Annotated in this window: 13 protein-coding genes; 6 read left to right on the top strand and 7 right to left on the bottom strand. The window is 66.5% G+C overall.

Annotated elements, in window-relative coordinates; genetic code table 11:
• Nucleotides 1-67 precede the first annotated feature (67 nt).
• Nucleotides 68-736 carry a TetR/AcrR family transcriptional regulator gene (locus tag ACWA1Q_RS12540; protein ID WP_463757774.1) on the top strand — a complete coding sequence of 223 codons (669 nt, stop codon included), beginning with the start codon at nucleotides 68-70 and terminating at the stop codon, nucleotides 734-736.
• A gap of 21 nt (nucleotides 737-757) precedes the next feature.
• Here ACWA1Q_RS12540 and ACWA1Q_RS12535 read toward each other — a convergent pair whose 3' ends face one another.
• The 4 genes from ACWA1Q_RS12535 to ACWA1Q_RS12520 form a co-directional block, all read right to left on the bottom strand.
• Nucleotides 758-1,456, bottom strand: coding sequence for an RNase H family protein (locus ACWA1Q_RS12535; RefSeq protein WP_463757772.1), 699 nt, complete (start codon nucleotides 1,454-1,456; stop codon nucleotides 758-760).
• 117 nt (nucleotides 1,457-1,573) lie between these two features.
• On the bottom strand, nucleotides 1,574-2,482 hold the full coding sequence (locus ACWA1Q_RS12530; protein ID WP_463757771.1) for a DUF559 domain-containing protein: 909 nt from the start codon (nucleotides 2,480-2,482) through the stop codon (nucleotides 1,574-1,576).
• A gap of 145 nt (nucleotides 2,483-2,627) precedes the next feature.
• A complete protein-coding gene (gene purL / locus ACWA1Q_RS12525) occupies nucleotides 2,628-4,922 on the bottom strand; it encodes a phosphoribosylformylglycinamidine synthase subunit PurL (RefSeq protein WP_463757770.1) in 2,295 nt (764 codons plus the stop codon).
• An 82-nt stretch (nucleotides 4,923-5,004) separates the two neighbouring features.
• On the bottom strand, nucleotides 5,005-5,475 hold the full coding sequence (locus ACWA1Q_RS12520; protein ID WP_463757768.1) for a DUF3817 domain-containing protein: 471 nt from the start codon (nucleotides 5,473-5,475) through the stop codon (nucleotides 5,005-5,007).
• Nucleotides 5,476-5,685: 210 nt separating this feature from the next.
• Between ACWA1Q_RS12520 and ACWA1Q_RS12515 the strand changes: the two genes are divergently transcribed.
• Nucleotides 5,686-6,591 carry an ATP-binding cassette domain-containing protein gene (locus tag ACWA1Q_RS12515; RefSeq protein WP_463757766.1) on the top strand — a complete coding sequence of 302 codons (906 nt, stop codon included), beginning with the start codon at nucleotides 5,686-5,688 and terminating at the stop codon, nucleotides 6,589-6,591.
• A gap of 2 nt (nucleotides 6,592-6,593) precedes the next feature.
• The gene (locus ACWA1Q_RS12510; protein WP_463760863.1) at nucleotides 6,594-7,415 is read left to right on the top strand and encodes an ABC transporter permease; all 822 of its coding nucleotides are present in this window, start codon (nucleotides 6,594-6,596) and stop codon (nucleotides 7,413-7,415) included.
• Nucleotides 7,416-7,502: 87 nt separating this feature from the next.
• On the opposite strand, the gene purQ is transcribed toward ACWA1Q_RS12510, so the two are convergent.
• Both purQ and purS read right to left on the bottom strand, forming a co-directional pair.
• Nucleotides 7,503-8,198, bottom strand: coding sequence for a phosphoribosylformylglycinamidine synthase subunit PurQ (purQ, locus tag ACWA1Q_RS12505; RefSeq protein ID WP_463757764.1), 696 nt, complete (start codon nucleotides 8,196-8,198; stop codon nucleotides 7,503-7,505).
• Nucleotides 8,199-8,200: 2 nt separating this feature from the next.
• Nucleotides 8,201-8,455, bottom strand: coding sequence for a phosphoribosylformylglycinamidine synthase subunit PurS (gene purS, locus ACWA1Q_RS12500; protein ID WP_463757762.1), 255 nt, complete (start codon nucleotides 8,453-8,455; stop codon nucleotides 8,201-8,203).
• Between the two features lie 114 nt (nucleotides 8,456-8,569).
• Between purS and ACWA1Q_RS12495 the strand changes: the two genes are divergently transcribed.
• On the top strand, nucleotides 8,570-9,811 hold the full coding sequence (locus tag ACWA1Q_RS12495) for a sensor histidine kinase (protein WP_463757760.1): 1,242 nt from the start codon (nucleotides 8,570-8,572) through the stop codon (nucleotides 9,809-9,811).
• A complete protein-coding gene (locus ACWA1Q_RS12490; RefSeq protein ID WP_463757759.1) occupies nucleotides 9,808-10,431 on the top strand; it encodes a response regulator in 624 nt (207 codons plus the stop codon). The genes ACWA1Q_RS12495 and ACWA1Q_RS12490 overlap by 4 nt, the downstream gene beginning before the upstream one ends.
• Before the next feature lie 4 nt (nucleotides 10,432-10,435).
• On the opposite strand, the gene ACWA1Q_RS12485 is transcribed toward ACWA1Q_RS12490, so the two are convergent.
• On the bottom strand, nucleotides 10,436-11,605 hold the full coding sequence (locus ACWA1Q_RS12485) for an alpha/beta hydrolase (RefSeq protein ID WP_463757757.1): 1,170 nt from the start codon (nucleotides 11,603-11,605) through the stop codon (nucleotides 10,436-10,438).
• A 165-nt stretch (nucleotides 11,606-11,770) separates the two neighbouring features.
• Between ACWA1Q_RS12485 and ACWA1Q_RS12480 the strand changes: the two genes are divergently transcribed.
• The gene (locus tag ACWA1Q_RS12480; protein WP_463757756.1) at nucleotides 11,771-12,925 is read left to right on the top strand and encodes an alcohol dehydrogenase catalytic domain-containing protein; all 1,155 of its coding nucleotides are present in this window, start codon (nucleotides 11,771-11,773) and stop codon (nucleotides 12,923-12,925) included.
• Nucleotides 12,926-12,939 lie beyond the last annotated feature (14 nt).

The following is a 12,939-nucleotide window of genomic DNA, read 5'->3' as shown; positions in this document are numbered from 1 at the left end:
TGTATCCGCTTCACGAATGTATCCGATACACTGATGTATCGCAAAATGTTCCCAGTAAGGTGTCAGGATGCCCCCGGAGATTGAGACCGATGAGACCGCGCAGGTTGAGAGCGCCCGGCGCCGGAAGACGCGGGATCGGCTGATCGACGCTGCATACGAGGTGTTCGCAGAAACGGGGGTGCACGCGGCATCCGTCGAGATGATCAGTGAGCGTGCCGGGTTCACCCGGGGTGCGTTCTACTCGAACTTCGCCACGAAGGAAGAACTGTTCTTCGCGCTCGCGGAGCGGGAGAACCGCATTCGGCTCGAGCGCCTGCAGGAGGGTGTCGACGTCATCCTGCCCGAAGTCGGAGAGGCCGCGCTGACCGAGGAGAGCCTCGGTGAGCTCGTCACCCGGTTCCTCGAGCTGCAGTCCGACGACCGTCGCTGGTGCATCGTGCAGTCTGAGTTCAAGCTTCTCGCTATGAGGAACGCCCAGGTCGCGGCGAGTTACGTCGCGTACCAGCGGAACTTCCTTGAGCAGCTGACCGAACAGATCAATGCCGCTGTCGGCTCCGTCGGCCTGCGATTCACTATCGAGCCGATGGAGGCCATCGGCATCATCGTCAACCTCTACGAATCCGCCATGCAGGCCGCGATCCTTGAGGGCGAGGACGGCGACTCCGTCTCGGCACCACCGCTGGCGCGCGCGGCTCTGCCCGCGCTCGTTCACGCGCTGACCGAACCGATCAGCTGACGCGTCAGATCAGGCTGCCCGTCAAATCAGGGTGCGCAGGAGCTCCTCGGCGCTGATCCCGGCCTGGCGCGCTCGCTCGTGCAACCGCACGTGCTCGTCGTCGGTGAGCCACAGGGTGACCTCGTGAAGGTCGGGGTCATCGAGCGAGAACAGTGCGGGTGCCTCGGCGTCGATGTCGTCGTCGGCTGGAACGGTCTCCTGCACGGCAGGTTCGGCTGCGCGCGTGGCGGGCGGCGCGGCATCCGTCTCGTCATCGTCGCGGGGCCAGCCGGGGCCGTGCGGGATCGGGCGGCCTGCCTGGAACGCTTCGGAGACAGCGCGTGCGCGGGCATCGGCGGCTTCGTTCATCGGGTGCCCGGCATGGCCGCGAACCCATTCGAACGTGTAGCGGCGGCCGGCCATCGCTTCGTCGAGCTCTTTGACGAGTTCGAGGTTCATCACCGGTTTGCCGTCGCCCTTGCGCCAGCCCTTGGCCTTCCAGCCGTGCATCCACTTCGTGACGGTGTTGATCACGTACTGGCTGTCGCACAGCACGAGCAGGTCGTCGTCGAGGTGAGCGGTCGCGCGGAAGAGCTCGAGCACCGCTTTGAGCTCACCCTGGTTGTTGGTGGCGTGCTTCCAGCCGCCCGCCGCCCAGTGCAGGTCGTCGACGTACCAGGCCCAGCCCGCCGGGCCAGGGTTGCCGAGGGCGGAGCCGTCTGCGGCTGCGGTGATCGTCATGCGGGCCCTTCACTGTGAAAACTTCATCGTATCGGGGCGGCCCAGTGCCTTCGCGTTCGCGAGATCGCACTTGCGTACTGAAACTGCTCAATTCGCCGGCGTTTGGGTGTGCAATTGCTATCTCGGGTGCCAACCAGCTGCGAGGAGCGCGGCGCGGATGGTACGGATGCGACCGTGTGCACCATTGCGCATGTGCTCGCGATGGACGCGGATCACGCGCCATCCCTCGGCCATGACGAGTTCGAGTCGGTCCACGTCGTGGTGCCCCTGTTGTTCGGTGGCGAAGTGATGGGCGCCGTCGTATTCGATGAGGATCTTTTCCCTGGGATAGACGAGGTCGCCCAGAGCGATAAAGCGGCCGAAGCCGTCCCGAATCTCGACGTTAACCAACGGTTCGGGCAGCCCCGCGTTCACGATGCACAGGCGGAGACGCGTCTCCTGTCGAGAATCGGTTCCCGGACGGATGCGTGCATGGGCCGCCTGGAGAGCGCGGGAGCCGCGTCGTCCCGCCGAGCGCGCGACGGCATCCGCCAGTTGATCCGTCGTCGCGAGCGGCCGTACCCGCCGAACGAGGCCGTCGCCCATCTCGACGAGCTCGTCGACCGACAGGACCGATGCGAGTGCGCACCACGTGTCGACAGCGGATGCCACGGGGACTCCGTCGATCGAGACCACACGAACAGAACCGGGGTCAACGTGGTGCCCGACGATTCCCCGTGCACGCGGTGCGATGGCAGGCCGGACCGCCGTGATGTGGACGGTCTCCTCAGAGTCCGCGCGGGGTGGTAGGTAGAGCCCATGGATTCTCGCGGCGGTGACGTGCGAGAAGAACTGGCCGGGACGCAGACGCCGGGCGGTCGACGCAATGACGCCGATGTCGCGGTCCGCAGCACCATAGACGCCGCGCACGATGCGCGTCACATCCGCCCCGCGCAAACGGCCCCTGCTCACTCCTGCAGCCGCAGCATCCCGGCTCGTGAACGGACCGGAAGCGAGGTGATGGGGGAGAGGGACACGTCGTGGCATCCCGAGAGTGTGCCGTACCGCGGGCTCTTCTCGTGTTCCCTCTCCACAGCACAGGACGCGAAATGGCAGTTACGCACCCAAACGGAGCGAAAGGCTCGGTTTTGAGTGCGCAACTGCCATCTCGGCGGGGCTGCGTGGGCGGGGACTACCCGAACGCGGCCGGGAGGGTCGCCGTGTGCGTCGCGCGGAGCTCGTCGATCGTCGCGGTGAAGAGGTCCTGGATCTCGAGTGAGTTCGACGCCTTGTCGGTCACTCCCATGCGGAGGACGGGGTAGTTGCGACCCTCGCACAAACCACGGAACTTGACGTCGTCCTCACGCGGAACGGACACGAGCACGCGGCCGGTCGACTCAGAGAACAGCGCGGTGGCCACATCGACGCCGTCACGCTCGAGGATGTCACCGAGCCACACCCGTGCGCCGACGCCGAAACGCAGAACGCTCTCGGCGAGAGCCTGCGCGAGGCCGCCGTCGGAGAGGTCGTGGGCAGAGGCGATGATCGAGGACTGCGAGCCGGCGTGCAGAAGTGCGGCCAGGTCCTTCTCGCGGTCGAAGTCGACAGCGGGCGGGAGTCCGCCGAGGTGATCGTGGATCGTGCCTGCCCACGCCGAACCGGAGAGCTCTTCGCTCGTGACGCCGAGCAGGTAGATGTTGTCTCCGTCGTCCTGCCACCCGCTGGGAACCCGGCGGGCGACGTCGTCGATCACGCCGAGTACACCGACGACGGGCGTCGGGAAGATCGGGGTGTCGCCGGTCTGGTTGTAGAACGAGACGTTTCCACCGGTGACCGGCACCTCGAGTTCGAGGCACGCGTCGGAAAGGCCCTCGACGGCCTGCGAGAACTGCCACATCACCTCGGGGTTCTCGGGAGAACCGAAGTTGAGGCAGTCGGTGACGGCGGCGGGGACTGCGCCGGTGCAGGCGACGTTCCGGTACGCCTCGGCGAGAGCGAGCTTCGCGCCCTGCGACGGGTCGAGCTGGCAGTAGCGGCCGTTCGCGTCGGTCGCGATGGAGAAGCCGAGTCCGGACTCTTCGTCGACACGGATCATGCCGGCGTCATCGGGGAAAGCGAGCGCGGTGTTGCCCATGACGTAGTAGTCGTACTGGTCGGTGATCCAGCTCTTGTCGGCGAGGTTCGCAGAGCCGAGCAGCGAGAGGAACTGCGAACGGAGCGCCTGGGCATCCGTCGGCCGTTCGAGAGCGGATGCCGTGTCGGCCTGCAGTGCGTCGAGCCAGGTCGGGTACGCGACCGGGCGTTCGTAGACGGGGCCATCGACCGCGACCGTCGATGGGTCGACGTTCACGATCTCCTCGCCGTGCCAGTTGATGATCAGGCGACCCGTGTCGGTGACTTCACCGAGGACGGACGTTTCGACATCCCACTTGGCGGTGATTGCGAGGAAGCCCTCGAGCTTGTCGGGTTCGACGACGGCCATCATGCGTTCCTGCGACTCCGACATGAGGATTTCCTCAGGTGTGAGCGACGGGTCGCGGAGGAGGGTGTGCGACAGCTCGATGAACATGCCACCGTCGCCGTTCGCGGCGAGCTCACTCGTGGCACAGGAGATGCCGGCGGCACCGAGGTCCTGGATGCCCTCGACGAGCTTCTCCTTGTACAGCTCGAGGCAGCACTCGATGAGGACCTTCTCGGCGAACGGGTCGCCGACCTGCACGGCGGGGCGCTTGGTGGGGCCGGCGGCGTCGAATGAGTCCGAGGCGAGGATCGACGCCCCGCCGATGCCGTCGCCACCGGTGCGCGCACCGAACAGCACGATCTTGTTGCCGATGCCCGACGCGTTGGCGAGGTGCAGGTCCTCGTGGCGGAGCACGCCCACCGAGAGGGCGTTGACGAGCGGGTTGCCCTGGTAGACCTTGTCGAAGTAGGTCTCGCCACCGATGTTCGGGAGCCCGAGGCAGTTGCCGTAGAACGAGATGCCGCTCGTGACACCGTGCACGACTCGTGCGGTGTCCGGGTCGTCGATCGCGCCGAAACGGAGCTGGTCCATGACGGCGACCGGGCGTGCGCCCATCGAGATGATGTCGCGGACGATTCCGCCGACTCCGGTCGCAGCACCCTGGAACGGCTCGATGTAGCTCGGGTGGTTGTGGCTCTCAACCTTGAAGGTGACGGCCCAGCCCTCGCCGATGTCGACGACGCCGGCATTCTCGCCCATACCGACCATGAGGTTCTTCTTCATGGCGGGGGTGACCTTCTGGCCGAACTGCTTGAGGTAGATCTTGCTCGACTTGTAGGAGCAGTGCTCGCTCCACATCACGGAGTACATCGCGAGCTCGCCCGACGTGGGGCGGCGGCCGAGGATCTCCTTGATCTTCTCGTACTCGTCGGGCTTGAGCCCGAGTGCCGCGTACGGCTGCTCCTTTTCAGGAGTGGCGATGGCGTTGGAGACGGTGTCGGCGACCGAAGTTGCGGGGATGCTCACGGGGAAAGGGCTCCTAGATCGAGGGATGCCGGATGCCTCGATTCTATCCGTGCGAACGGATGCCGTCTGGCAACCCCCTTTCTCAGTGGTCGCCGCCGGGAGGGCCGATCACGAGAAGCGTCGCAAAGATGGCGACGAGCGCGACGGTAAAGATCACGGCGAGCAGCACCGGGTGGGTCAGGAACCAGCGCAGCAGGCGGTCGACCCACATCTTGTCGCGCGGGTCATCGGTTTCGACCCGGCGCCAGGACCCGTCGAGCCTTCCGGTGCGGTCTGCCCACAGATCGAACGGGATCGTCGCGTACGGCACGATCGCGGTGACGACGCCGAGTGCGATCGTCGAGATCTTCCAGCGCTGGTTGAGGCCGACGAGAACGACGGTCATGCCATAGGCGAGGAAGACGAACCCGTGAATCGTTCCGCCGATGCGCACACCCAGGTCGCCCAGTTCGCCGAGCTTCCAGACGTACTTCATCATCAGCCCGATGATCAGGAGCGTCCACGTCACCGCCTCAGCGATCGCGAGCGTGCGGAAGATGCGGCGGGGAGACACGGGAGAAACTCCAATGGGTGGGGCACAGCGGATGCCACAGGGCGCGGCAATCGGGATGGCCCCATTCTCTCAGGGCGGGGCGGGCGTCGCGTCGTCCGAAAGACTGAGCCAGCGGCATTCGCCGTCATCTCCACCGCGCGGGGGATGTTCGGGAGCGAAGAACCCTGCCAAGGTAGAAGCGCACCCCCGCCCATCTACTTCAGGAGCAGAATGCCAACGGGAGTCCCCATAGAATTCGCCGGAATCACGAAACGGTTCGGTCCGGTGGCCGCGGTCAACGACCTCAGCTTCACGGTTGAACCCGGCCGGGTCACCGGCTTCCTCGGGCCGAACGGCGCCGGGAAGACAACAACCCTCCGGATGCTGCTCGGTCTCGTCGCGCCGTCGTCCGGCTCAGCAACGATCGGTGGCGTCCGCTACAAGGACTTGCCGTCTCCGCTCGGATCCGTCGGTTCCGCCCTCGAAGCCGCGAGCTTCCACCCCGGCCGGACCGCTCACGATCACCTCGCCGTCTACGCGAAGGCCGCGCGAATCGACCCGAAGCGGGTGCCGCTCGTGCTCGACACCGTCGGGCTCAGCGAACACGACAAGCGTCGCGTCGGCGGTTACTCGCTCGGGATGCGCCAGAGGCTCGGTCTTGCCTTCGCCCTCCTCGGCGACCCCGGTGTGCTCGTGCTCGACGAGCCAATCAACGGCCTCGACCCCGAGGGCATCAAGTGGATCCGTGGATTCCTGCGGCAGCTCGCCAGCGAAGGACGCACCGTGCTCATCTCGTCGCACCTCCTCAGCGAAGTGCAGCAGAGCGTCGATGAGGTCGTCATCATTGCCCGAGGTGAACTCGTGCACCGCGGCACGCTCTCGAGCCTTGAGATCGAAGGAGCTGCGACCCGGGTGATCGTCGACTCCCCGAGTCGGGAGGCGCTGATGGCGGCGCTCGCCGCGGCATCCGTTACCTTCGAGGTCGCGCGTGCCGGAATCCTCGTCTCCGGTCTCGAACCGGGTCAGGTCGGCCATATCGCCTTTACAGCCGGAGTGGAGGTGAGTTCGCTGCACCGACAGAAGTCGGGACTCGAGGACTCATTCCTCGCGCTGGTCGGAGAGGGGGGATCGCTGTGAGCATGTTCTTCGCGGCCTTCCGTGCCGAAGTTTCCAAGCTTCTCACCACGAGGACCTGGTGGATTCTCGCCATTATCCTGTTCCTGTACATCGGTGCTGTATCCGGAGGGCTTGGGGCACTGTTCGGGTTCTTCACCACGTCGGAAGGATCCGGCATGGGGGATGAGGCGCCTCCGACGGAGTTCCTCGCTCCGATGCTCTACGGATCGGTCAGTACCTTCGGCTACGTCTTCCCTGTCCTGCTCGGCGCCCTGGCCGTCACGACCGAATACCGACACCAGCTTCTGACCCCGACCTTCCTCGCTACACCGAAGCGCGGCATGGTGCTGGGGGCGAAGTCGCTGGCGCTGTTTTTGTTCGGTCTGTTGTACGGGCTGATTGGTGTCATCGCCTCAGTGGGGCTCGGAGCGGGAGCGCTCGCGCTCTTCGACCTCGACACGCAGCTCGGCGACAGTGATACCTGGGCCATGATCGGCAGGGGAGTGCTCGCCCTCGCCCTGTGGGCGATCATCGGAGTCGGTCTCGGGGCACTCATCCCGAACCAGGTCGCTGCGATCGTTGTGATCCTCGCGTTCACGCAGTTCGTCGAGCCAACCCTACGGGCGGTCGTCATGTTCGCTGACTGGGCTGCGTCCCTCGGCCGCTTCCTGCCTGGTGCTGCGAGCGACGCGCTGGTCGGCGCGCCCAGCCTCTTCAACGCCGGCATGGCCGTCGGAGGCCCGGACCCGCTGGAGTGGTGGCAGGGTGGGCTTCTGCTCGGTGCCCTCGCCCTGGTGCTCACCGTGATCGGCTACTTCGTGTCGTGGAAGCGGGATGTGACCTAGGTCGCGTACCGCGACACCAAAAGGGCCCCTGCCCGCGCGAATGTCGCGGGCAGGGGCCCTTTTCGGTATCTCGGAACGAGAAAGCGTCTAAACCGTCTGCAGCGCAGCGATTGCGCTCGTGAACAGGGTGAGTCCGTCGACGCCTGAACGCATGGCATCCGTTGTGTCCGGTCCGAAACCGGGTTCGACAGCGTGCTCCGGGTGCGGCATGAGCCCCACGACGTTTCCGCGGGCGTTGGTGATACCGGCGATGTCGCGGAGCGATCCGTTGGGGTTTTTCTCGAGGTAGCGGAAGGCGACGAGGCCCTCGCCCTCGAGCCGGTCGAGTTCGTCTTCGGAGGCGATGAAGCCGCCCTCGCCGTTCTTCAGCGGGATGACGATCTCGTCGTTCGCGGCGAAGTTCGTCGTCCACGCGGTGTCGGCGTTCTCGACCCGCAGCTTCTGGTCGCGGCGCACGAAGTGGCCGCTCTCGTTGCGGATGAGTCCACCGGGCAGGAGGTGCGCCTCCGTGAGCATCTGGAAGCCGTTGCAGATGCCGAGCACCGGCATTCCCCTGTTGGCCGCGTCGATGACTTCGGCCATGATCGGGGAGACGGATGCGATCGCACCGGCACGCAGGTAGTCGCCGTAGCTGAAGCCACCGGGGAGGACGAGGGCGTCGACTCCGTGCAGGTCGTGCTCGCCGTGCCAGAGGGCGACGGGTTCGGCGCCGGCGATGCGGATCGCCCGCTGGGCGTCACGCTCGTCGAGCGAGCCCGGAAAAGTGATGACGCCGATGCGCATGACTACTCGGCCTCCGGGTAGGTGATCGCGACGACGTCTTCGATAACCGAGTTCGACAGGATTTCGTCGGCGATCTTCTGAACATCGGCACGGATCGCATCCGTGATCGGGCCATCGACGGTGAGTTCGAAGCGCTTGCCGATGCGCACATCGGTGAATTCGGACTTGCCGAGCCGGGTCAGAGCGCCCGAAACCGCCTTACCCTGCGGGTCCAGCAGTTCAGCCTTCGGCATGACTTCGACGAGAATTGTGGGCACGGCATGACTCCCGGGAGTTCGAGGTAGGGGGTTTTCCCATCCTACCGGCACCTCGAACTATCGATGGATGCCGCCTGGAGCGGCCAGACGTAGGCTTTCGGGGAAAGGGAGACCATGAACCACTCCGCCCTCACTCCCGTTTTCGCGGGCCTGCGCTGGTCGCTGCACTCGCTGCTGATCGCGCTCATCGCCGTTGTTCTCGTTCGTTCCGTTCTGACCGAGGCGCCGGGCAGTGCACAGATCCACGCCCTCGCCACGAGCCTTCTCGCCGTGTATCTCGGTGGCTCCCTCCTCGCTCACCTGCGGCCGGACAGCATCCGCTCGTCGCGATGGGTTCCCTGGCTTTGGGTCGGGTCGCTCAGCGTGCTGTGGCTCTGCCTGATGTGGCTGACACCGGATGCTGCGTTCATCGTCTTTCCGCTCTTCTTCCTCTATCTTCAGCTTCTTCCCTCCCGGGTGGCGCTCGGCGCCGTCGCGGTATCAACAGCGTTGTCGATCGTCGCGATCAGCCTTCACTCGGGGTTCACCGTCGGCGGTGTGATCGGCCCGATGATCGGAGCTGGTGTCGCCGTCGCGATCGGGTTCGGGTATCAGTCGCTCTACCGTGAGGCTGAGGAACGTCAGCAGCTCATCACGGAACTCGTCGAGACCCGGGGTGAGCTCGCAACGGCCGAGCGGGCGGCGGGGATGCTCGCCGAGCGTGAGCGACTTGCCCGTGAGATCCACGACACCGTCGCTCAGGGCCTGTCGAGCATCCAGCTCCTCCTGCACGCCGCCGAACGGCTTGACGGCGATCGGCCGGGTCTCGAACAACTCCAGCTCGCCCGGCAGACCGCAGCGGAATCGCTCGTCGACACCCGCAGGATCATCCGTGAACTCACCCCGCCGGCGCTCGACGATCGCACGTTGCCCGGTGCGCTGGCGCGACTGGCCGACTCCACCGCCGACACCCTCCGTGCCTCGGGAACACCTGCCGCCGTCAATTTCCAGCTCGAGGGTGACCCGGTGCCGTTGCCGATGAACGTCAACGCCACGCTGCTCCGAATCGCGCAGGGAGCGATCGCCAACGTCGTGCGGCACGCGCGAGCCAGCCGGGCTGACATCACACTGACCTACCAGTCCGACAGTGTGTCGCTCGACATCGTCGATGACGGTATCGGGTTCGACCCGGACGCTGCTCCGGTCGGCAACGCCGACGTTTCGTTCGGGCTGCGCGCCATCAGCCAGCGGGTCGCGTCGCTCCGCGGCGTTCTCAGCGTCGAGTCCGACCCCGGTGAGGGGACGGCCCTTGCCGTGACAATCCCGGTCCGCGAGGTCACCCCGGTTGACGCGTCGCGGCCAGGAGTTCGGGCATGATCCGCCTCCTGATCGCCGACGACCATCCGGTGGTGCGTGCCGGGCTCCGCGCGCTGTTCGCGACCGAATCCGACCTCGACGTCGTCGGTGAGGCAGCGACCGGTGAAAGCGCGGTCGAGCAAAGCGAGGCCGGTGTCGACATCGTCCTGATGGACCTGCAGTTCGGTGGCGGCATGCAGGGCGCCGAAGCCACCCGCCGGATTCGCGAGATGCCAGGAGCGCCGCACGTCCTCGTGCTCACGAACTACGACACGGATGCCGACATCCTCGGCGCGGTCGAGGCGGGCGCTTCGGGCTACCTGCTGAAGGATGCGCCCCCGGCCGAACTCATCGCCGCCGTGCGATCCGCTGCCCGGGGCGAAAGCGCACTCGCCCCCGCCGTCGCCGGACGGCTCGAAGCGCGGCAGAACTCCGCGGACGGAGCGCTCACCGGCCGCGAGGCAGAAGTGCTCGGCCTCGTCGCCGACGGGCGGTCCAATCGCGATATCGCCCGCACCCTGTTTTTGTCCGAGGCAACAGTGAAGAGCCACCTCGTACACATCTTCACGAAACTGCAGGTGTCGTCGCGAACTGCCGCCGTGGCATCCGCCCGCGAACGCGGCTACATCCGGCCCGCCTGAGGATCTATTCGTGCAGCGTGCGCAGGGCAGTAACGACGTCTGCGTGCCAGCGACGGGCGAGCGGCACCACCTTCGTGTACATCGCTGCCTCATGCGTTGCGCCCGAGTAGCGGACGGCGCTTGCCTCGACGCCGCTTGAGCGCAAGGCGAGTGCGTAGGCCTCGCCGTCCTTGCGGAGTGCGTCGTATTCGGAGGTGAGGATGACGGCGGGTGGCAAACCCGCGTGCGACGAGGCCCGAAGCGGCGAGGCGTACGGCTGCCGTGCGCGGGACCGGTCGCCGAGGTAGGCGTTCGCGACCTGGACCAGCTCGCGCCGCGCGAGAAACACAGGGATGCGCATCTCGCGGATCGGGCCGAGGTCGATGCTTTTCCCGGTGAGGTCGGTGACAGGAACCTCGAGGATCTGCAGTTGCAGCGGGTGGTTGGCGCGGTCGCGGTTGAGGAGCGTTACCGCGGCGGCGATGTTGCCTCCGGACGACGTGCCGTTGATCCCGATCCGGTCGGAGTCGATGCCGAAGTCGCTGGCCCTGCGGAACAACCAGTCGAGGGCGGCATAGCCCTGCTCGATCTGGGTCGGGTACCGGTGTTCGGGAGCGAGAGCGTAGTCAACGGCGACATGGATGACGTTCGCGTCGGCGGTTCGCATGCGGAACGTCGCGTCGACGCTCGTGTAGTCGACCCCGCCGAGCTGGAATGACCCACCGAAGAATGCCAGGACCGCCGGGAGCCCATCGTTTTCGCTGCCGAGCGGTCGGTAGATCCGCACCCGGGCCGCGGGATACCCGGGAACCTCCACCGTGACATCCGTCGTGTCGACGTCTGGAGGGGTGAGTCCGACGCGACCGTACAGTTTGGCGTCCCATTTCTTCGCGTTGCGTCTCTTCCACCCGGGAGTTTTGCGCTTCGCCTTCTCCTCCGGTGACAGCGGAGGTTTCGGTCCGATTGCAGCGGGGGCCCGGGATGCTTCGGCGCCCGCCACTGCCGTCCCGGCCGCTGTCGTTCCGACGGTGCGCGACGGGGATTCGACGAGCGCACGGCGGGAGCCGGCACGTCGCCACGGGAAGAGCTTCGCGATGATCCCGGTCAGGAATCCGGTGACGACGCCTCGCGTCTCAGCGATCATGTCGCGGCGCCGAGCCAGGTACATGTCGCGGAAGTACGGATCGAGTGGCACGGGGTCCCCTTCAGTCGTGGGGTACGACAGTACCAACTCGACTCGGTGTGGAAGCTCCGGGTTGACCCCAAGACGTTGCGCTCGGTTCACCGGCGCTTTACCCGATGACGAGTTGCCGTTGGGCCAGTCTCCCTAGCGTGAGGTGCAACGAGGGGGAGGACCGCAATGACGCGACAACTAATTTCTGAGGTAGGGCGTGATGTCCTTGTGCGCCCGTCACCGTTCGCGATGGTGTGGCAAGGCAAAGGTTCACCGCACGAGGCGCTCGCCGTTCCCGGTGTGTCGCTCGGGCAGGGCGAGTTGCTCGTCGAAGTGGAGCTCGCGACGATCTGCCGCTCCGACGTGCACACCGTGCTCGGCCAGAGGGAGGCACCGACGCCGGTGATTCTTGGGCACGAGCAGGTCGGCAGGGTCGTTGCGGTCGGTGAGGGCGCCGTTTCGTGGTCGGGAACGCCGATCGTCGCCGGGATGCGCGTGGCGTGGTCGGTGACGGTCAGTTGCGGCAACTGCGATCGCTGCTCTCGCGGCCTGACCCAGAAATGCCGCACCCTTGCCCGATATGGCCACGACCGCGTGCACCGTGGGTGGGAGCTGAGCGGAGGTTTCGCCAGCCACGTTCAGGTGCGTGCCGGATCAGCCGTTGTGCTCGTCGGGGAGAGCCTGCCCGCCCGTGTCGCAGCCCCTGCGTCGTGCGCGACCGCGACCGTCGCTGCTGCGCTGGAGGCGGCATCCGCTCACGTTGCTCTTGCCGGGGCGACGGTACTCGTGCTTGGCGCTGGGATGCCCGGGCTCACCGCGACCGCGATGGCGACGGATGCCGGTGCGCGCGTGATCGTGTCGGATCCGAATCCCCTGCGCAGGAGTGCCGCCTTTGACTTCGGGGCGGACGCCGTAGCCGACCCGGGTGTCGGCTACCTCGCGGTCACCGGCCTCGGGGGAGTGCTCGCCGCGTCTGCTGCTGCCGGTGCCGCCGAGCCGCTCGTCGTGCTCGAGACCTCGGGGTCGCCCACCGCAGTTCGCTCCGCGCTGCGAGCGGTAGGGGTCGGCGGGATCGTCGTGCTCGTCGGCAGCGTGTCACCCGGCGGTGAGGTCGCGCTCGACCCGGAGCTGCTCGTGCGGAATTCGCTGACGGTCCGGGGAGTGCACAACTACTCGGGCAGGCACCTGCAGCAGGCCATCGACTATCTGAGCGAGGCGTGGCACAGCCATCCGTTTGCGGAGCTCGTGGGAAAGACGTTCCCGCTCGCACAACTCGACGAGGCCTTCGAATGCGCGGGATCCGGCCTGTACCCGCGGGTCGGTATCGACCCACGGGTGTGAATCGCGGCTGGGGA

This window comes from Mycetocola sp. TRD_SC_2 (genome assembly GCF_055361225.1).
The sequence above is the reverse complement of the archived record's forward strand: the minus strand, read 5'-3'. Positions and strand labels throughout refer to the sequence as shown.